19 protein-coding genes, 1 pseudogene and 1 riboswitch are annotated in these 18911 nt (G+C 41.9%); of the genes and pseudogenes, 13 read left to right on the top strand and 7 right to left on the bottom strand.

Features of this window, described 5'->3' with window-relative positions; translation table 11 throughout:
- Positions 1 to 348 precede the first annotated feature (348 nt).
- The 3 genes from A6755_RS24110 to megL all read left to right on the top strand — a co-directional run bounded on the left by A6755_RS24110 (position 349) and on the right by megL (position 4002).
- Positions 349 to 1416, top strand: coding sequence for an ATP-binding protein (locus A6755_RS24110; protein WP_174878769.1), 1068 nt, complete (start codon positions 349 to 351; stop codon positions 1414 to 1416).
- 47 nt (positions 1417 to 1463) lie between these two features.
- Positions 1464 to 2600, top strand: a complete 1137-nt coding sequence (locus tag A6755_RS24105) for a DEAD/DEAH box helicase (protein ID WP_034305811.1) — start codon at positions 1464 to 1466, stop codon at positions 2598 to 2600.
- 226 nt (positions 2601 to 2826) lie between these two features.
- Complete coding sequence (gene megL, locus A6755_RS24100; RefSeq protein ID WP_063592214.1) at positions 2827 to 4002, top strand: methionine gamma-lyase; 1176 nt, start codon at positions 2827 to 2829, stop codon at positions 4000 to 4002.
- Here the strand turns inward: megL and A6755_RS24095 are convergent.
- On the bottom strand, positions 3999 to 4736 hold the full coding sequence (locus tag A6755_RS24095; RefSeq protein WP_063592213.1) for a tryptophan-rich sensory protein: 738 nt from the start codon (positions 4734 to 4736) through the stop codon (positions 3999 to 4001). The two genes, megL and A6755_RS24095, sit on opposite strands and share 4 nt — an antisense overlap.
- A 201-nt stretch (positions 4737 to 4937) precedes the next feature.
- Positions 4938 to 5069: riboswitch (FMN riboswitch) on the top strand.
- Positions 5070 to 5215: 146 nt separating this feature from the next.
- Between A6755_RS24095 and ribE the strand changes: the two genes are divergently transcribed.
- The 4 genes and pseudogenes from ribE (at position 5216) to A6755_RS24075 (ending at position 8628) form a co-directional block, all read left to right on the top strand.
- Complete coding sequence (ribE, locus tag A6755_RS24090; protein WP_034305702.1) at positions 5216 to 5854, top strand: riboflavin synthase; 639 nt, start codon at positions 5216 to 5218, stop codon at positions 5852 to 5854.
- An 18-nt stretch (positions 5855 to 5872) separates the two neighbouring features.
- A pseudogene (gene ribB, locus A6755_RS24085) lies at positions 5873 to 6511 on the top strand (3,4-dihydroxy-2-butanone-4-phosphate synthase); the annotation flags it as partial.
- 77 nt (positions 6512 to 6588) lie between these two features.
- Positions 6589 to 7059, top strand: a complete 471-nt coding sequence (ribH, locus tag A6755_RS24080) for a 6,7-dimethyl-8-ribityllumazine synthase (protein ID WP_034305700.1) — start codon at positions 6589 to 6591, stop codon at positions 7057 to 7059.
- Positions 7060 to 7461: 402 nt separating this feature from the next.
- Complete coding sequence (locus A6755_RS24075) at positions 7462 to 8628, top strand: DHH family phosphoesterase (protein WP_063592212.1); 1167 nt, start codon at positions 7462 to 7464, stop codon at positions 8626 to 8628.
- A 48-nt stretch (positions 8629 to 8676) separates the two neighbouring features.
- Here the strand turns inward: A6755_RS24075 and A6755_RS24070 are convergent, their stop codons facing one another.
- The 5 genes from A6755_RS24070 to mreBH form a co-directional block, all read right to left on the bottom strand.
- On the bottom strand, positions 8677 to 9543 hold the full coding sequence (locus A6755_RS24070) for a YihY/virulence factor BrkB family protein (protein WP_057278615.1): 867 nt from the start codon (positions 9541 to 9543) through the stop codon (positions 8677 to 8679).
- A gap of 366 nt (positions 9544 to 9909) precedes the next feature.
- Positions 9910 to 11136 carry a cation:proton antiporter gene (locus A6755_RS24065; protein ID WP_034305693.1) on the bottom strand — a complete coding sequence of 409 codons (1227 nt, stop codon included), beginning with the start codon at positions 11134 to 11136 and terminating at the stop codon, positions 9910 to 9912.
- Positions 11137 to 11142: 6 nt separating this feature from the next.
- On the bottom strand, positions 11143 to 11640 hold the full coding sequence (locus tag A6755_RS24060) for a cation:proton antiporter regulatory subunit (protein ID WP_034305691.1): 498 nt from the start codon (positions 11638 to 11640) through the stop codon (positions 11143 to 11145).
- 52 nt (positions 11641 to 11692) lie between these two features.
- On the bottom strand, positions 11693 to 12256 hold the full coding sequence (locus A6755_RS24055; RefSeq protein ID WP_034305689.1) for a tyrosine-type recombinase/integrase: 564 nt from the start codon (positions 12254 to 12256) through the stop codon (positions 11693 to 11695).
- 266 nt (positions 12257 to 12522) lie between these two features.
- Positions 12523 to 13530, bottom strand: coding sequence for a rod-share determining protein MreBH (mreBH, locus tag A6755_RS24050; RefSeq protein WP_057278618.1), 1008 nt, complete (start codon positions 13528 to 13530; stop codon positions 12523 to 12525).
- A 276-nt stretch (positions 13531 to 13806) separates the two neighbouring features.
- On the opposite strand from mreBH, the gene A6755_RS24045 reads away from it, so the two are divergent.
- The 6 genes from A6755_RS24045 (at position 13807) to map (ending at position 18625) form a co-directional block, all read left to right on the top strand.
- Complete coding sequence (locus A6755_RS24045; RefSeq protein WP_063592211.1) at positions 13807 to 14904, top strand: AbrB family transcriptional regulator; 1098 nt, start codon at positions 13807 to 13809, stop codon at positions 14902 to 14904.
- A gap of 363 nt (positions 14905 to 15267) precedes the next feature.
- Positions 15268 to 16059, top strand: coding sequence for a flagellar motor stator protein MotA (gene motA / locus A6755_RS24035; RefSeq protein WP_063592209.1), 792 nt, complete (start codon positions 15268 to 15270; stop codon positions 16057 to 16059).
- Positions 16052 to 16807, top strand: a complete 756-nt coding sequence (motB, locus tag A6755_RS24030) for a flagellar motor protein MotB (RefSeq protein WP_063592677.1) — start codon at positions 16052 to 16054, stop codon at positions 16805 to 16807. The genes motA and motB overlap by 8 nt, the downstream gene beginning before the upstream one ends.
- A gap of 46 nt (positions 16808 to 16853) precedes the next feature.
- Positions 16854 to 17129: a late competence development ComFB family protein gene (locus A6755_RS24025; protein WP_063592676.1), complete on the top strand. Its 276-nt coding sequence runs from the start codon at positions 16854 to 16856 to the stop codon at positions 17127 to 17129.
- Positions 17130 to 17256: 127 nt separating this feature from the next.
- Positions 17257 to 17772, top strand: a complete 516-nt coding sequence (locus tag A6755_RS24020) for a type 1 glutamine amidotransferase domain-containing protein (RefSeq protein WP_063592208.1) — start codon at positions 17257 to 17259, stop codon at positions 17770 to 17772.
- Between the two features lie 106 nt (positions 17773 to 17878).
- Complete coding sequence (map, locus tag A6755_RS24015; protein WP_034305678.1) at positions 17879 to 18625, top strand: type I methionyl aminopeptidase; 747 nt, start codon at positions 17879 to 17881, stop codon at positions 18623 to 18625.
- A 41-nt stretch (positions 18626 to 18666) separates the two neighbouring features.
- Here map and A6755_RS24010 read toward each other — a convergent pair whose 3' ends face one another.
- Positions 18667 to 18909, bottom strand: a complete 243-nt coding sequence (locus A6755_RS24010) for a DUF2164 domain-containing protein (RefSeq protein ID WP_063592207.1) — start codon at positions 18907 to 18909, stop codon at positions 18667 to 18669.
- Between the last annotated feature and the right edge of the window lie 2 nt (positions 18910 to 18911).

Raw genomic sequence — 18911 nt, 5'->3', positions numbered from 1 at the left:
CTGGATTTTTTAACGATATAAAACAATGATTTCTATATATATGTTACAATATCGATAGAGTCCTTATGTTGAAAACATGAGGGCTTTTTTTGAGTGATTTGGGAATAATAAACCAAAAAACAATACAAAGGAAAAAATATGAACCAATCTCATAAAATTGCATGTAAAGTGGCTTTTATATATATATTCATTGGGGTCTTATGGATTATCATTACGGATTACATCTCTATGACGCAGGCAAGGTCAGATGTTCAGATATATGCAATGTTTCAACATTCCAAAGGGTGGATGTTCATATTCATAACCGGACTTTTCCTGTACTTCATAATCAGGTATTGGACGGGGAAAATGCTGAGGTCCCAACAGGAATTCATTCTGAAGGATGAACAGTATCGATCGCTGTTCAAGCATAACCCGGATTGTGTCCTTGAGCTGAATCTCGAAGGAAATGTCGTTTCGATAAACCCGGAAGCAGAAAAACTGTTAGGTCAGCATAGTGACAATTTGAAAGGCAAGAATGCGAATCATCTCATCAACTGGAATGAAAGTGATAAAGTAGCTGAATTCTTTCTACAGTCCCTTCAAGGGGAGGCTGTAAAATTCGAAACGACCATTCAGAATAGCAGTGATGAACAACGGATAATCCGTGTAACTTTTTTACCGATCATCGTCCACTCGGAAATGCTTGGAGTATATGCCATAGTAAGGGATATTACCGAATTGCGGCGCGAAGAGGAATTGATGATCATGTCTGAAAAGCTATCTGTTATCGGACATCTGGCTGCAGCCGTCGCACATGAGATAAGGAATCCGCTGACATCGTTAAAAGGATTCGTACAGTTAATGGATATGACCCAGGAAGTGAACCCGCTGCATTCTGACATCATGTTAAAGGAAATTGACCGAATCAATATTATCTCAAGTGAACTTTTGGTTCTCGGGAAGAAACAGGATGTCGCATTCTGCAGGATCGATCTTGCCGACAGTTTACAACAGGTATTCACGTTGATGAAAGCAGAAACGAATTTGAATAATATCGAAATGGGGCTAAGGATTAAAACCGCCGAACCGATTTATATTATGGCTGATTCAATTGAACTTAAACAGTTGGTAATCAATATCGTCAAGAACAGCATTGAAGCGATTGAAGATAATGGGGAAATTCATATATCGCTGCAAATCATCGATGGACATGCTGTAGTCAGCGTGAGTGATAATGGCATGGGAATGGGGCCCGAGCGCCTTGAACGGATTGGTGAACCTTTTTACTCGACGAAGGAAAAAGGTTCAGGGATCGGGCTTGCAATTTGCCGGAAAATCGTTCATCGCCTTCAGGGGGAAATGGATTTTGAAAGTGAGATAAACAAAGGGACGACGGTTACAATTCGTATTCCGTTGGCTACTGGACAAGAATAAATGGTACTATGAAAGATAGGAAAAGTTTTATATTAAAGGAGAACGATATGAGCGAATTACCTGCATTAATAAACGATAGAAAACCATATATACAAGAAGCCTGGAAAAAGTCCGGATTCGGACAACTTACCCCGATACAAACGAAAGCGATCCCCGTGATTGTCGAGGGAAAGGATATCATGGCCGAATCACCGACAGGTACAGGAAAAACATTGGCATATTTACTGCCATTGCTTGAAAAGATTGATCCTGAAAAAAAATCGCCCCAAGCTTTGATTCTGGCATCATCACGAGAACTGGTCATGCAGATCAATGAAGAAATTCGCATTTGGTCAGAGAAAAGCGGCATTACGGGTGCAGCATTCATCGGCGGTGCTAATGTGAAAAGGCAGTTGGACAAACTGAAGAAGCGTCCACAGGTGATTGCTGGAACACCGGGGCGGATTTACGAATTGATTGCCCAAAAGAAACTGAAGATGCATGAAGTTAAGACGATAGTACTTGATGAAGGTGACCAATTGATCATTCCAGAGCATATGGGAACGATCAATAATATTATCAAAACAACACTAAAAGATCGGCAAATCATGGTATTTTCAGCAACCCTGCCAGAGGAAACGGAAAAAGCGGCCAGGGGATTCATGAATGAACCCGAAATGATCAAGGTCGATAAAAATGAAAAAATGGAATCCAAGGTGGACCATCTTTACTTTGTTGTTGAGAGACGGGAAAAGTCCAAGATTCTCGAGAAAATCACAAGACTTAAAGATGTGAAGGCACTTGCCTTCCTGAATGATATTGCGGAGCTTAGCGTCTTACATGAAAAGCTGAGTTATAAAGGTATTGAAATGGGCGTGCTTCACGGTGAATCCAATAAAGTCGACAGGGAGAAAGCACTGCGCAAGCTTCGTTCCGGAAAATCCCCGATGCTGATAGCAACGGATGTAGCGGCAAGGGGGCTCGATATTAAAGGCCTTACTGCGGTCGTTCATATTGATATGGCTGACAATATCGAACAATATATCCATAGATCCGGGAGAACTGGGCGTGCAGGTGCAGATGGCACGGTCATTTCAATCGTAACGGAAAGAGAAGAGCGAGAGTTGAAAAAAATGGCTCGTGAACTGGAGTTACCATTAACGAGAGTAACCTTCTATGGTGGAAACATCGTAGTCGATGAATGATTCGCAAAAAAGGGACGGCCATGGCGGCTGTCCCTTTTTTTGGGAATTCGAGTTAGGATTAAAAATTAAAAGAGGTGCTCAATTTGCAGGATCCAACTGAACAGAATGAAGCTTATTTTTACTAAATTCAGGGTTCATTTATGGGTGATAATCACGAATGAAAACGCTTCCTTTATGTGGGTTTTTGACATATGATAGCAATAGACATAGGTTAGGAGGAGACGGCATGACAAGAAAGTATAAACAATTTGAAACGGCAGTCATCCATGAAGGATATGACTCGAAGAAGCATTTGGGAAGCTTGGCAACACCTTTATTCCAAACCTCAACATTCACTTTCGAAAATGCCGAGCAAGGGGAGAGGCGTTTTGCCGGTATCGAAGATGGATATATTTATTCTCGCCTTGGAAATCCAACGGTACAAGTGCTTGAGGAAAAGATTGCCGCACTGGAAGGCGGGGAAGCTGGCCTTGCTTTCGGTTCAGGCATGGCAGCCGTTTCAGCAGTACTTTTTGCGTTAACTAAAACAGATGATCACATCCTCTGCTCTCAGGGGTTATATGGTTGTACATTCGGCCTTCTGCAGCTAATGAAAAATAAATACCGGATAACTCATGATTTTTGTGAAATGGATACTGAAGAACAGGTCAGGAAAATGATCCGGCCGGAAACGACCTGCATCTATGTAGAAACCCCGATCAATCCGACGATGAAAATGATTGACTTACAGATGGTGGTAAGGATTGCGAAGGAATATAATGTGACGGTCGTAGTCGATAATACGTTTTCGACGCCATACCTACAGAGACCGCTTGAGTATGGCTGTGATATCGTCCTTCATAGCGCTACGAAATATCTTTGCGGGCATGGGGATGTCGTTGCGGGACTTGTCGTCGGCAAGAAGGAATTCATGAATCAGGTAGCTGGGACTACACAAAAGGATATCGGTGGAATCATTTCACCTTTCGATGCCTGGTTACTATTGCGGGGGTTAAAGACCTTGCCCGTCAGGATGGACCGTCATTCGGCCAATGCAATGGCAATCTTTCATGAACTTAAGAAACATCCAAAGGTGAAAAAGGTATATTATCCAGGTGATGATGCTTCACCGGATCATTATATCATGCAGAAACAGATGAAACATGGCGGCGGCCTTATCTCTTTCGAATTGCATGGCACAAAAAAGGATGCACAGGAATTCCTCAATAAATTGAATCTAATTAAAATTGCCGTAAGTCTTGGGGATGCCGAAACGTTGATCCAGCATCCCGCTACCATGACGCACTCTGCCGTTCCTGAAGCTTCAAGGGAACAAATGGGCATCAGTGACCAGCTGGTCCGTCTCTCAGTTGGCCTAGAGGCTTGGCAGGATGTATGGCAAGATCTTCAGCAAGCATTTTAGGCTACCATATTCCTTCTACTTTTTATGAAGATGGTTATGGATATGATAAAAGTGATGGCAGCGAGGATATAAGAAATGTCCGTGATTATAGGATAGGCGGAGCTATTTCGTATCCCGATGCCTATGAACGCCCAAACGAATACGAGAGGATAGCACCAATCCCGGTTTTTACCTGCGAAGACAAAGGCCAGGGTTGTTGCTGCAATCAGCAGGACGATCGTCCAAGTTGATTCGGAAACCCCAAAACCGTCCCATTTGATATAGGTTAGGTAATAAGAAATGTCAGCTATAGTTGCGACACTTACCCAGCCTGTATAAACGGAGAACGGAAATAGGTCGAAAGTAGTGTGTCCCACTTTTTTTATGCTTGTATAAATGACCATTAAAGTAGCCAAAAGAGCAATGATGATGAATACGGATAACAAAAAGTGTTCATAGTGCCAAGCTAAAAGCCAAGCGCCATTCAAGACACAGCTTAAAGCGAACCAAGGGAAGGATGCCTTATAAGCAGGGCTGTTTTGATGTTTACTTAAAAACTGCCTGAATACCCAGATGGCGAGCAGGAAATAGATCAAGCCCCACATGGAAAATACATATCCGGCAGGAGTGAAAAGGACATTAAGTTTATCGGAAATCTCTCCTGATGTCTGGCCGTTCAATGGCAGGAAATTGGCTGAAAAATTCATCGTGACGACGAACAGATAGAAAATCAGGTTGATGATGGAAATAAGCATGGTCTTCCTCCTTATATGAATTGTGACCCTCTAATCCTATTCCACATATTAAGCCTGCCTAACCTTTTTGGAGCACATCGGGGTTAATGGGGATCATTTTTACATAAAGATAGGAAGTTCCTGTAACAATTGAACCATTTAAGGTTAGAAATTTTACATCTTCACTTTATGGTGATAAAATATTCAAAGATTCATATTATTTTAGTCCTTCGGGGTCGGGTGAAAATCCCAACCGGCGGTGATGAAGAAATTCTAAGCCCGCGAGCCTGTTAAAAGGCAGGATTTGGTGAGATTCCAAAGCCGACAGTACAGTCTGGATGGGAGAAGGACGTGTGGAACCCAAGTGTATACGTACGCCTAATTTTTCGAAAATGAAAATATTAGGCTTTTTAGGTATACAATTTTTTTCACTCATTTCTCCTGCTAACCCCTTAGGCCATCCTAAGGGGTTTTTTATATTTTATAAAAGGGGGAAAAACATGTTTACGGGAATCATTGAGGATATCGGTACCGTACATTCCTTGAAAAAAGGAAAAAGCAGTATGGAGTTATCGATTCGTTCTGAAAAAATCCTTGAAGATGTGCATCTGGGGGATAGTATTTCAGTCAACGGGGTCTGCTTAACGGTAACGTCCTTCACGAAAAGTTTATTTACGGTCGACGTAATGCCGGAAACGGTCAAAGCTTCCTCGATCCGGACGTTAAAATTGGGATCACCTGTTAATCTCGAACGAGCCATGAGTGCACAGGGAAGATTTGGCGGTCATTTTGTTTCAGGTCATATCGACGGAACCGGAACGATCATAAAAAAAGAACGGAAAGAAAATGCCGTATATTATGTAATCCAACTGGAAGAAGGGCTTAGTGCCTTTTGCATTCCAAAAGGTTCCGTGGCCATTGATGGAACAAGCTTGACGATATTTGGGATCGAAAGGAACCTTTTGACGGTATCATTGATTCCATTGACTCATCAGGACACCATATTGGGACAAAAAGCGGCTGGCGATATCGTTAACATCGAAAACGACATGATTGGGAAATATATAATACATCAAATGAAAAATGGCAATCCAAAACCAGGACTGAATTTAGAGTTTCTGGCAGAGCATGGATTCTAATAAAAGGGCGGTGTAATGATGTTCCATACAATAGAAGAAGCAATAGAAGATTTGAAGGCTGGCAAGGTAGTAATCGTGTCCGATGATGAAGACCGTGAAAATGAAGGGGATTTTGTAGTGTTGGCCGAAAAGGCGACACCGGAAGCGATTAATTTCATGGCGACTCATGGACGTGGTTTGATTTGTACGACCATCACTGAACAACTGGCAGCAAAATTGAAACTGCATCCTATGGTAGGCGAAAATACCGATCATCATGGCACTGCTTTTACGGTGAGTGTCGATCATAAAAGCACCTCTACAGGAATCAGTGCTTTTGAACGTTCCTTGACCATCCTTGAGCTTCTTAATGAAGATTCGGTCGCTGAAGATTTCCAAAGGCCAGGTCACACTTTTCCGATAGTCGCTAAAGAAGGCGGCGTATTAAGAAGGGCAGGACATACGGAGGCATCGGTGGACTTGGCGAAGTTATGCGGTGCCGCTCCAGCCGGTGTAATTTGTGAGATCATGAATGAAGATGGATCGATGGCCCGCGTATCCGATTTAGAAGTCATCGCTGATAAATTCAATCTGAAGTTCATTACGATAGCCGATTTGATTCGGTATCTTCAACATAATGATCCAATCGGGAAACAGGAACTTGAACTGAACATCCCGAAAGCTTGACGGATTTTTAAGGAATGAAATCTTAACATGAAAAAATTATTGTTTTTAAAAATTAGGAGGAATTGGACATGGGGAAAACTATTGAAGCACAATTAATCGGATCAGGATTGAAAGTAGGAATCGTGGTAGGAAGATTTAATGAGTTTATCACAAGCAAGCTTTTAGGAGGGGCAATGGATGGCCTTAAGCGTCATGGCGTTGATGAGAATGATGTTGACATCGCGTGGGTCCCGGGTGCTTTTGAACTTCCGTTAATTGCTAAGAAACTTGTGAATACAGGTAAATATGATGCGGTAATCGGTCTTGGAACGGTAATCAGGGGTGCTACTTCACATTATGATTATGTCTGCAATGAAGCAGCTAAAGGCATGGCTTCCGTTTCTTTGGAAACAGGTGTACCGGTTATCTTCGGTTTGCTGACAACTGAGAATATTGAACAAGCGATTGAACGTGCTGGAACAAAATCAGGTAACAAAGGCTATGAAGCGGCCGTTAGTGCCATTGAAATGGCCAACCTTGGAAAATTGATTGAACAGTGATTTCACATAAGGAGGCCGCGGGGAATAACATTCCTGCGGCTTTTTTTTGATGTGCCGGATCGTGGCCTGATTGAGTCAACTTTCTTCAACCATCTGGCAATTCTTTAAAGTTCGTAAAGTTAGCCATTGATCGATTAGCTAATGCTGCTCTTCGACCTCACCGAAACCCCTTCAATGGAAATACCCCGATTTCAAAGTAATGTGTTTTTTCATTATTTATTATACATTATGGGGAATAAGGAATAATTAGGTAATTTTTCGAAAAAAAAAACGAACAAAAGCGTCACGTAATGGAAGCATGATAAAATATGCAGATATGATTATGCTACAATTGTAAAGATTGCTATTGAAATTCATGTCTTTAGGGAAAAGTAAATTTATTAGTTATTAGGAGGGGTTTGTGTGTACCATCTCTTTACACATAATGATTTGGATGGAGTCGGGTGCGGCATTGTAGCTAAGCTGGCATTCGGAGATGAAGTAGTTGTTAGTTATAATTCAATTGGTCGCCTTAATCAGAATGTAGGCGCATTTCTTGAACAGGCCAAGATTGAAGATACATTGATCGTTACTGATCTATCGGTTGATGAAGATAATGAAAAAATGATTACCCAGTTTGTGGAAGATGGAGGCAAGGCGCTGCTGATCGATCATCATAAGTCAGCACTGCATTTGAACGAACATGATTGGGCATCTGTAACTGTCGAACAGGAAGATGGTAAACAGACGGCAGCCACATCATTATTCTATCAGTATGCAGTTGAAAATAAAATGCTGGATCCTTCAGCCATTGTCGCTGAATTCGTTGAATTGGTCCGTCAATATGATACTTGGGAATGGGAAGTCAATAAAAATACAACGGCAAAGCGATTGAATGACCTGTTTTTCATGATTCCGATAGAGGAATTCGAAATGAAAATCGCAAATAAGCTGTCCACGGCTGAAAGTTTCACTTTTGACGAAGTGGAGCAAACGCTTCTGAATGTTGAAGAGAGTCGAGTGGATCGGTACATAAACAGGAAAAAAAGAGAAGTTTATCAAGCTACGGTCGGTCCCCATACAGCTGGTGTGGTCCATGCAGAGTCATACCACTCGGAATTGGGAAATGAACTGTCGAAGGAGTTCTCACATCTGGATTATATAGCCATCCTGATGGTAGGAAGCAAAAGAATCAGCTTCCGGACAATCCACGATGATATAGATGTTTCTGAGGTTGCTGGCAAGTACGATGGTGGCGGCCACCAAAAAGCCGCCGGTTGTACGATGTCTGAAAAGGCATATAGCCAATATGTCGAAAAGACCTTCTATGCCGAGCCCCTTAAACGAGACGCACATAAGAATCAATTGAATGTAAAAGGATCCCCAGAGGGTTGCCTATATTCAACAAGAGACAAACAGGATATATTCATCTATGAAGATGAAGAAGAGGAATGGATTGTTGAGATCAACGGAAAACAACAGAAAAAAACATTCGATGCATTTGCGGAAGCGGAAAAATACATGAAGCGGAAATACGCTGCATGGCTGGCCCATGATGAAAGATATGAAGAGTTTGTCAATAAGGGGTAATTAGAAAGGCGGCTGTCCGAATGGGACAGCCGCTTTTCAATCTTGATTTTATCTTTTAAGCGGGACAGGATGAACGATCGTGCGTGACTGTTTTTTTGGAATGGAATTTTGGCGATGAAGAATTGCATTGATTTCTCCGCCGATCACAAAAATCAGTCCACTTAAATACAGCCATAGCATCAAGATGATGACGCCTCCTAAACTGCCGTAAGTGGAAGAGTAGTTGGCAAAGTTACTGACATAGAATGAAAATCCAAGTGATATTCCCAGCCAAAGTACTGTTGCGGTAACTGCGCCAGGGATGACATGTTTAATGGGAAAACTTTTATTCGGTGCAAAGCGATATAAAAAGGCCAGGACAAGTGAGATGACCACAACCGCGATGACCCACCGTAATAAGCTGAATAAGATTTGCGTTTCTTCTGGGATCGGAATGACCTGCTGTAATAATTCGATGATGACCTTTCCAAAGACGGGGAGACCTAACATGACGATGAATGCTACAACCAGGCCTAATGTCAGTATAATGGAAATGAAGCGGGCTTTAATGAAATTCCTTGTTTCTTCCACATCATAGGCGATATTCATGGAATGGATGAACGCGTTCATTCCGTTGGATGCGGACCATATCGTTCCAAGGATACCAAAGGTCAGTAAGCCGCCGTTCCGTTCAGATAATATGTTGATGATATTTTTCTCGATGACTTCCATCGTTTCCGCAGGCATGAAGGTTTTTATCGTGTCGAGGGCTGTCTGAATATCGATGTTCAGATAAGGTAATATGGACAGCAGTAATATGAGCAAAGGGAATAGTGCCAGTAAATAGTAATAAGCTTGTTCTGCTGCCAGCCCGGTCACACGATCTTCCTTTATTTCTTTAATAAGTTTCTTTGAAAATTGGATCGACTTATTCATCTGGGCATCACTCCTGAATAGTTACTTAGGTTATCTGCTTCTATTCCCTCTGTTCATGTAAGTTAATCCTCAAAAGAAAAGAAATTGAAACCTCTAATCCGGCACTTGTAGAAGCTTGTGTCAATGACATAGCCCGTAAAACAAATTTGGAGAGAGGCAAGTTTTAAATCCTCAGTAAAGAAATATCCCTCAATCTCGAAAGTTTCCAGAATAACTGTGAATAGGTGCTGTTGAAACTTCAAGTACGGCACCAATACTACTACTAGGTATGATTTTATGCCCGCTTTCTTCCAAGTATTATCATGTTAGTGAGTTATGAAAGGTAAACAGAAAAAAGGCCAGTAAGAAATTTCTGGCCTTTTTCTTCTATTGGATTTCTTTTTCCTGTTTCTTTTGAACTTTCGGAGGGGTCCATTTGAATACTTTATTTAGGATATTATAGATGTGTTTGGATTCTTTTGTAAGGATGGGCCCAAGAATCGCTAAGGTTAAAACATAAAGTGCCGCAAACGGGGTTAGTATAGGCATTAAACCTCCTGCAATGCCTAAGTTGGCTAAAATGATGGAGAATTCGCCGCGTGAAACGATCGTTAAACCGATGTTTGCGGAAGCTCTGTGAGATAAACCGGATTTGCGTCCGGCAATCATACCAGCTGCAAAGTTACCGATTATGGTGATGATGACGGCACCAAGAACCATCCAGACAGCTCCGCCAAGGGTCGTCGGATCGATACTCAAGCCAAAGCTGAAGAAAAATATGGCCCCGAAGAAGTCTCTGAAGGGAATGACAAGTTTCTCGATCCTGTCGCTATGCTCCGTTTCAGAAAAGACCAGGCCGAGCAGTAAAGCACCAATGGCTTCCGCAACATGAATCGTTTCCGAGAAACCGGCGATGAAGAATAGTAATGCGAACACGACGATGATAAAAATCTCATCGGAGGTTATATTGAATAATTTGTTAAGGACTCCAGATGCTTTCCGGGCGATAACGAAAAATATCAGCATATACCCAATCGCGATAAATGTAGAAAGTAATGTTCCCCAAACGGAACCAGAAGAGCTTAATACCAATCCGGATACGACTGATAAATAAACAGCGAGGAAGATATCTTCAAACATGATGATGCCAAGGATTAACTCCGTTTCATTGTTACCGGTCCTTTTAAGGTCCACAAGTACCTTTGCCACGATGGCACTTGAAGAAAAACTGATGATCCCGGTTAATATCAGGACCTCTTTTAGTGGAAGACCTAGCAGGAAACCATACAGCAAGGCCATTCCCACGTTGATTAAAATGTAATAGGTTCCGCCTGTCACGATATTTTTCCCTGACTTCATAAGCTTTTTGACGGAAAATTCAAGCCCAAGGTAAAACAGAAGGAATAAAATACCGACACGACCGAGGAATGCTATGATTTCATCACTTTCAATGAAACGCAGGTCAATTAATCCGAAGTGCGGGGCATGGGGTCCAACTAGCATCCCGATGATAATTAATAGCGGAACATTTGATATTTTGAATTTACCTGCAACGAGAGCGGCTAATGCCACTAGAAGTAGGGCAGTTCCCACTTCAAAGACTAAATGATCCATATGAGCTTAGTCACTCCTTTCGTCGGTCAATAATTCTCTTATCAAGTTACGAATATCTTTTCTTTCACCGGATATTACAAGGGTGTCGCCTGTTTCGATGATGGAGTCTGGACCAGGATTATTCAGTTGTTTTTTGCCTTTTTTAGAATGGGCGATGACGGTCACGTTATAATTGCTCCTGATATCAATCGAACCGATCGTTTGATTGATGGCCTTTGAACCGGGTTCGACTTTGAACCATTCGATCACCAAGTCACCCAATGACATTTCAATTGTTTCAAGTGCTTGTGGTTTATAGACCATGCCGCCTATGATGGAAGCCAGTTGCCGGGATTCCTGATCATTAAGGGTGATGCTCGATATGACGTCCTCATGTTCATTATCAAAATGGTATAATTCCCGACGGCCATCATCGTGAATGACGATTACTAACTTTTCATCATTTCTCGTTATGATTTCGAATTTTTGACCAATACCAGGAAGTTCACTTTCTCTAATTTTCACTGGAATTCCTCCTTAAAATGTTGGTTAGAGTTAATAGAAGATAGCAGAATGTTTATAAGTTAACGTCAATATTCGTCTTGAATTTCTTCTCCTTGGATAAACCGATGTATTTTAATGTCTCCGATGGACTGGAATGATGGTAGTGCTTCTGTATCAAGGCCAGAGACACTCCTTGTTTATAGGCATGGTAGCCAAAAGTCTTACGCATCGAACTTGCTCCGAATTTGCCTGTCAGCCCTGCACCTTCAACAGCATCATGGATGATTCGGTGCGCCTGTTGACGTGTAATCGGCTTTTTTGTCTTAGGGGAAAGAAATAAAAACTGACCTTCGATAACCTTCGAGCCTTTAAGGTATTCTTGTAAGGCGGTACGGACTTTCAGGTTCAAATAAATTTGGTTGACTTCGTCACTTTCCGTCCGTTGCTCATAGTACTCCTTGATTTTGCCCGTTTCATCCAGAACGCTGGCGACGGTGATTTCGAGCATTTCATTTATCTTCATACCTGTATTGATGCCGAGTACAAACAATAAATAATCCCGACTGGAGTGAGCGCGTAAGTATGTTTTTATTTTGCTGATTTGATTGATATCCTTAAAGGCTTCTACATATTCCATAGATCTTCTCCTCTTACCAATGTAACATAATTACATTATAACACAAGTTATGTAACATTGCATGCAATTAGTTCTGCACGTGATGCCTACCCAATCAGTAATGCTTGCTTTCGAACGTAAAAAATCTTTTTCCTTATTCTCTGCTCAAACGAGGTAAAATATTTCCGGGAAGTTATTTAATGTGGAGATTGCTGTTTGCATCATGGGGGGGGAATCGGTCTGGAATGATAAAAAAAGAAACCCCAAGTTGGGGTTTCCTAATCTTTTTAGTACACGGCTTTTTGTAATTTGTGAATGACCTCAAGTGAAAGCCCGGTTCCGATGGCAACTGATTCAAGCGGGTTATCCGCAAGTTTGACAGGGACGACGATTTCATTCGTCAGCCATTCCTGTACCCCGTTGAGAAGTGCACCCCCGCCGGATAAGATGACTCCTTGATCGACGATATCGCCGCTCAATTCAGGAGGACAATCTTCCAAAGTGGCCCTTATTGCTTCCAGTATATGAAGAAGCGATTCCTGGATGGCTTCCTGGACGTCAGTGGATGATATTGTAATCGGTTTTGGTAGCCCGGTTACAAGATCGCGGCCCCTGACTTCCATGGTGATCACGGAATGTTCAACGAGTGCGTAGCCGATTTCTTTTTTTATTTCCTCGGCTGTTCTTTCCCCAATCAGCACATTATGTTTTTTCCTGACATATTGGCTGATATCTTCATCCAGTTGATCTCCGCCAATTCTGATAGAATTGCAGGAAACGACACCGCCATAAGAAATGATTGCGACTTCAGTCGTTCCGCCGCCGATATCAACGATGACATTGGCAACGGGCTCTTCGACAGGCAGGCCCGCACCTATTGCTGCCGCTACCGGTTCCTCGATAAGGTGGACCTGTTTCGCTCCGCAGCTTTTGACTGCATCCTGAATGGCCCTTCTCTCAACTGAAGTGGAACCTGATGGTGTACAGACCACTACACTAGGTTTGCGAATCGATAAACCTAGGGCCTTGCTTGCTTTTTTCATGATTTCCTTAAGCATTTGCGCGGTCACATTAAAATCCGCAATGACACCATCCTTAAGCGGACGGATTGCCACGATATTGCCGGGTGTTTTCCCGATCATGTTTTTTGCATCAACACCGACTGCCAATACTTTATTAGTCTCTATATCAATGGCCACCACAGATGGCTCATTAAATACGATTCCTTTATTTTTACTGTAAACTAGCGTATTTGCAGTTCCTAAGTCAATGCCTATTTCTGTATTTGATAACATCTAGTCACCCCTCCATAAGAGTTTGACCCCCTATATATATTATTCTACCTTTTATTGCGAGTTTGTGGGGGTGGGAAATCTAGTAAATGGTGGAAGTGCCATGCTGTTTCTTTTCATGGAGCGAAAACATGATTAAATATAAAAAAGTGCACTGAAGAAGGTATCTCTGCTGGGCTCCTCGCTTCAGTCGAAAGCAAGGGTGGATGACAGCTTTGAACCAACTTATTTTATGTTAAGATATAAATGAAAAACCGCTTAGATAAAGAAGGTAATTTTGTGAGTGCAAATTTAATCGATAGTAAGAGTTTTAGAATCATTTTTACAGCTTTTCTAGCATTCCTGGGTGGTTACGCGTTTAATAGCCTTGGCATATACCTGCCATGGATGCTAGGACCATTATTCGTCGTGATGATTGCGAAAGTGAAGGTAAGGAAGTACTTATATTGGTCTAAAACCTTTAGAAGTACTGGATTGGTCATTCTAGGTTTACAATTGGGCAGTTCATTCACGAAACAATCGTTAAATGAGATGATTGAATATCTGCCTGTAATGCTTTTTACGACAATCGCAATCATTTCATTTACAGTGTTGACTGGCTGGTTTATCGGAAAACGAATGAACTTATCCTTGGGCACATCCATGCTGGGCAGTTTCCCGGGAGGTCTTTCCCAGATGGTGGTCTTAAGTGAGGAAATGAAGGATAGTGATGAAACGGTTGTAGGTTTCATGCAAACACTGCGGGTCATCCTGGTAATTTCCATTGTCCCTTGGATTGTGACTCATGTAATGTCAGTTGAACCAGGTGCGGTAATGGCCATAACGGAGCGGCCGTTTTTCTTATTTGAATATGATGGGAAATTTGCCATCATGATGTTGTTAACCTTGCTAGTGTTCATTTTCATCACAAAGAAAGCCAATTTTCCGTTGCCTTTTTTGCTAGGACCTCTCATGGCCGCAGCACTATTCAATTTAGCAGGCCCAGGTGCCCCGCAGATTCCTGACTTTTGGTTGAACCTGTCGCAATTGCTGATCGGCGCACATTTAGGCTACACACTGAAGGTAGATAATCCCCGACTTTTCAGAAAGATGTTCGGAGCCGTATTCGTCAGTAATGTCCTATTGATTGGATTTTGCTATTATCTTTCCATTCAGTTTGCCCCGACCCTATCTTTACAGGCGAATGAACTTTTTTTGAGCATGGCGCCAGGCGGCGTTGCCGAAATGGCAGTCACAGCCATGTCTGTGCATGTGGATTTATCCGTTGTCACAAGCTTTCATTTATTCAGGATCTTATTCATTTTATTTTTTCTGTCCCCCATCATAAAATGGCTGGCCGGAAGAAATCATGGAAAACAAGAACAGGGACAAAGCTGACAGGCTTTGTCCTTTTCTTTTGGAAAAACTGAAGAGTGAAAAAAAATGTCAGCGATATGCGGAATTCACGAGTAAAAGCACGAAACCCACGAGTAAAAGTGTGAAACTCACGAATAAAAGCGTGAAAACAACGAGTAAATTCGTATATTCCAGATGTTATGAGAAAATCATGTACGGAACAGCTTGAGGTTCCATTCTTGAAGGAATATTTGTGCTGTTGATAAGCACATGCAGGCAATAAGGTGGGAAGATTTTATGATGATTTAATGAAAATTGAAACTGAATAGTAAAATAATCCTCACTTTTTTTGAACTTCATCCGATATAAGGAGGAGACGAGACTTTAAATGAATGGGTGAGTATTATGGATATAACATCAGTTTTGGGCATAGTCCTTGGTATTGTGGCCATCTTAGTCGGAATGGTGCTGAAAGGTGTTAGTGTAACGGCGCTGATTAATCCGGCGGCTATTTTGATCATCATTGTAGGGACGATAGCTGCTGTCGTAACGGCTTTCCCTTTGTCGGAATTAAAAAGACTGCCAAAAATATTCAAGATTTTATTCTTTGAACAAAAATTGACAAAGCCGGAAGATTTGATAAAGACCTTTTCGGAATGGGCGGTCATTGCCAGGAAGGAAGGATTATTGGCCTTGGAAAGCATTTCGGATCAGGTGGATAATGCCTTTTTGAAAAATGGCTTGAACCTTGCAGTCGAAGGTCAGAGTGCCGATTATATTCGTGATATTTTAGCAGAGGAAATAGACGCGATGGAAGAACGTCATTTAAGTGCGGCGGCGATTTTCAGTCAAGCCGTTACATACGCACCGACGCTTGGCGTATTGGGTGCCGTAATCGGGCTGATTGCTGCATTGGGGAATATGGCTGACACAGAGGCATTGGGACATGCCATATCTGCAGCGTTCGTCGCGACCTTGATGGGGATTTACACGGGGTATGTGTTATGGCATCCATTTGCCAATAAGCTCAAACGGAAATCGCAGCAGGAAATCAGAATCAAAGAAATGATGATTGAAGGGATTTTATCGATCATCGAAGGGGAAGCGCCGAGAACGATCGAACAGAAATTAACATCATATTTGCCTGCTGGAGATCGTAAAAAGTGGTTGGAAGGCGAAGTGAGAGATGATGGCTAGGCGCAAAAAGAAACAAAGGCATGAAGAGCATATCGATGAATCATGGCTGGTTCCCTATGCCGATATCTTAACATTGCTTCTTGCGCTTTTTATCGTTTTGTTCGCTTCAAGTTCGGTTGATGCAGTAAGGTTCCAGCAGTTGTCCAATGTATTTAACCAGGTTTTTACAAGCGGAACGGGTTTTATGGATTTTCCAAGTGATTCCCCCAGCAATGAGCCGACGTCACCCGAACAAAGAACAGGTGCAGAGAATCTTGAGAAGCTAGGGAAAAACGAGCAGGAAGAACTTACGGAAGTTCAGGAGCGCGTAAATGCCTATATCGAAAAAAATGATTTAACGAATAAATTGGGAACGAACCTTACGGATGAAGGTATGTTGATTTCAATTAGGGAAAACGTGCTGTTCGAATCGGGTGTGGCCGAGGTGAGAAGTGAAAACCGTAAAATGGCTAAAGAAATCTCGGGGTTACTGGTCATGGACTTACCCAGAAACATCATCGTAAGCGGACATACCGATAATATTCCTATTAAAAATTCCAAGTATGAATCCAACTGGGACCTGAGTGTGATACGATCCGTGAATTTTATGAAACTTCTCCTCGAAAATAAGGATTTGGATCCCGAAATGTTCAGTGCTAAAGGACATGGGGAATTCAAGCCGGTTGCTTCCAATGAAACGAAAAAAGGAAGGGCGAAAAACCGGAGAGTTGAAATCCTAATTGTTCCACGGACAGCGATAAATGAGTGAAAACCTGACAGGAATGGATGGGTTTTTTGTTTTTGAAGGGGAATATATGGAAAGAGAATACACTAATGTGATGGATGAAATCGTTGTGACATGGGTGCAGGTTTTAATGTCAGGTATAGAATACCAAACATTTTGTTCGTGCAGGAAATGTAAAAATGACATCATCACATTATCATTGAATAACCTGCCTAATTACTATGTAACCACGGAAGTAGGTCGGATTAGGATATTTGGAAATTTGAATACAGAAGAAAATGGGAAATGGATCAATAAAAGAATCATCAATGCTATACACGTTGTTGGCCAGTACCCTAAACATTGATTCGCGGTATTTTACTCATAAACAAAAGGTCAACTATTAATTATGTGTTTTATTTATCGTGTCAGAGGGAACATAAATAAAGTGCAAAGTAGGTTCATTCGATCAAAAATTGAGGAGATGAATGATTATGGGTAAAAAAATCGCATGTGTAGTAACGAATATGTTTGAGGACTCGGAGTATAGTGAACCGGCAAAAGCATTTGAAGAAGCTGGCCATAAGGTAACGACGATTGAAATGGTGAAAGGGAAAACGGTTAAAGGGAAACAAGGGGAGGTGGAAGTCGAGATTGATGAAAGCATCGACTCGGTGAAACCGGAAAGTTTCGATGCGTTATTCATCCCCGGTGGGTTCTCGCCTGATCAACTGCGTGCTGACGAACGCTTCGTATCTTTCGCAAAATCGTTCATGGATGATAAAAAACCTGTCTTTGCGATCTGTCATGGACCGCAGTTGCTGATTACGGCCAAAACACTTGAAGGACGCCACGCAACAGGGTATACATCCATTAAAGTCGATATGGAGTATGCGGGTGCCACATATTTGGACAAAGAGGTCGTGGTTTGCGGCAAACAGCTTGTAACCAGCAGGACTCCTGAAGATCTACCGGCATTTAACCGGGAATCGCTCAATCTATTGAAATAATGAAAAATCCCGGCGGCTGCCGGGATTTTTCATTTTAAAGGATTCATATACTTCAATCTTTGCAGTAAAATAAAAGGAGAGACGAATAAAAAAGGAAGTGTCACGATTGATCGTATTAAAATCTGCACGTGAAATTCAAGCGATGCATGAATCGGGTAAAATTTTGGCAGCTTGTCATAGGGAGATTGCAAAGTTGATTGTTCCTGGTGTGACAACATGGGAAATAGAAGAATTTGTTGAAGGATTCTTAAAAAAACATGGTGCGAAGCCGGAACAAAAGGGTTACAAAGGGTATGAGTATGCGACATGTGCCAGCATAAATGAAGAAATCTGTCATGGTTTCCCTCGTAAGACCCCTTTGAAAAACGGAGATATCGTAACGATTGATATGGTCGTCAATTATAATGGGGCCCTTGCTGACTCTGCTTGGACGTATACGGTCGGTAAGGTTTCAAAGGAAACCGAACATTTAGTGAATGTGACGAAGGAATCTTTATATAAGGCGATTGAAGTATGTGTGGAAGGTAATCGGATTGGAGATATAGGTCATGCCATACAAACATATGTCGAAGCGGAAGGCTTTTCTGTCGTTCGTGATTTCATCGGACACGGGATAGGGAATGTCATTCATGAAGAGCCTCAGGTTCCGCATTATGGACTGCCGAATAAAGGTCCGCGTCTTAAGGAAGGAATGGTATTCACCATCGAGCCAATGGTAAACGTAGGTACATATAAAGCAAGCCGGAATCCGAATGGATGGACGGCATCCACAGCAGATGGGAAATATTCGGCTCAATATGAGCATACGATTGCCATAACGAAAAACGGTCCGTTGATTCTAACCGAACAGTGAACATTTAAAAAACAGCATCGATTATGATGCTGTTTTTCATTTTAATCAATGGGGCGTTCCAATGAATACAAATCCTCTTCGATATTTCCTAATCTGTTCTCCATGACTTTTTTAGCATCTTTGATCCCTTCATTGTAAATAAAGGGAGCGATATTTTCGAAAATGAACTGCAAGTGATTTTCAGCAGCAATTTCACCGATTTCCTTCCCATGTTCCTGATACACATATTCTTGGATACTTTCGATCATTTTGCGGCGTTTTTCTATGGGGAATTGAATGAACATTG

It is taken from the genome of Peribacillus frigoritolerans, from assembly GCF_001636405.1.
GTDB classification, from domain to species: Bacteria; Bacillota; Bacilli; order Bacillales; family DSM-1321; genus Peribacillus; species Peribacillus frigoritolerans.
Note: the sequence above shows the minus strand (reverse complement) of the source record. Positions and strands in the feature narration are given on the sequence as shown.

Coding starts and splice junctions, on each gene's coding strand:
- megL (WP_063592214.1), top strand. CDS start 2,827: ATGACAAGAAAGTATAAACAATTTGAAACGGCAGTCATCCATGAAGGA.
- ribH (WP_034305700.1), top strand. CDS start 6,589: ATGGGGAAAACTATTGAAGCACAATTAATCGGATCAGGATTGAAAGTA.
- A6755_RS24065 (WP_034305693.1), bottom strand. CDS start 11,136: ATGGATCATTTAGTCTTTGAAGTGGGAACTGCCCTACTTCTAGTGGCA.
- A6755_RS24105 (WP_034305811.1), top strand. CDS start 1,464: ATGAGCGAATTACCTGCATTAATAAACGATAGAAAACCATATATACAA.
- A6755_RS24010 (WP_063592207.1), bottom strand. CDS start 18,909: ATGTTCATTCAATTCCCCATAGAAAAACGCCGCAAAATGATCGAAAGT.
- A6755_RS24025 (WP_063592676.1), top strand. CDS start 16,854: ATGGAAAGAGAATACACTAATGTGATGGATGAAATCGTTGTGACATGG.
- A6755_RS24110 (WP_174878769.1), top strand. CDS start 349: ATGCTGAGGTCCCAACAGGAATTCATTCTGAAGGATGAACAGTATCGA.
- motA (WP_063592209.1), top strand. CDS start 15,268: ATGGATATAACATCAGTTTTGGGCATAGTCCTTGGTATTGTGGCCATC.
- A6755_RS24020 (WP_063592208.1), top strand. CDS start 17,257: ATGGGTAAAAAAATCGCATGTGTAGTAACGAATATGTTTGAGGACTCG.
- motB (WP_063592677.1), top strand. CDS start 16,052: ATGGCTAGGCGCAAAAAGAAACAAAGGCATGAAGAGCATATCGATGAA.
- mreBH (WP_057278618.1), bottom strand. CDS start 13,530: ATGTTATCAAATACAGAAATAGGCATTGACTTAGGAACTGCAAATACG.
- A6755_RS24070 (WP_057278615.1), bottom strand. CDS start 9,543: ATGAATAAGTCGATCCAATTTTCAAAGAAACTTATTAAAGAAATAAAG.
- ribE (WP_034305702.1), top strand. CDS start 5,216: ATGTTTACGGGAATCATTGAGGATATCGGTACCGTACATTCCTTGAAA.
- A6755_RS24095 (WP_063592213.1), bottom strand. CDS start 4,736: ATGCTTATTTCCATCATCAACCTGATTTTCTATCTGTTCGTCGTCACG.
- A6755_RS24055 (WP_034305689.1), bottom strand. CDS start 12,256: ATGGAATATGTAGAAGCCTTTAAGGATATCAATCAAATCAGCAAAATA.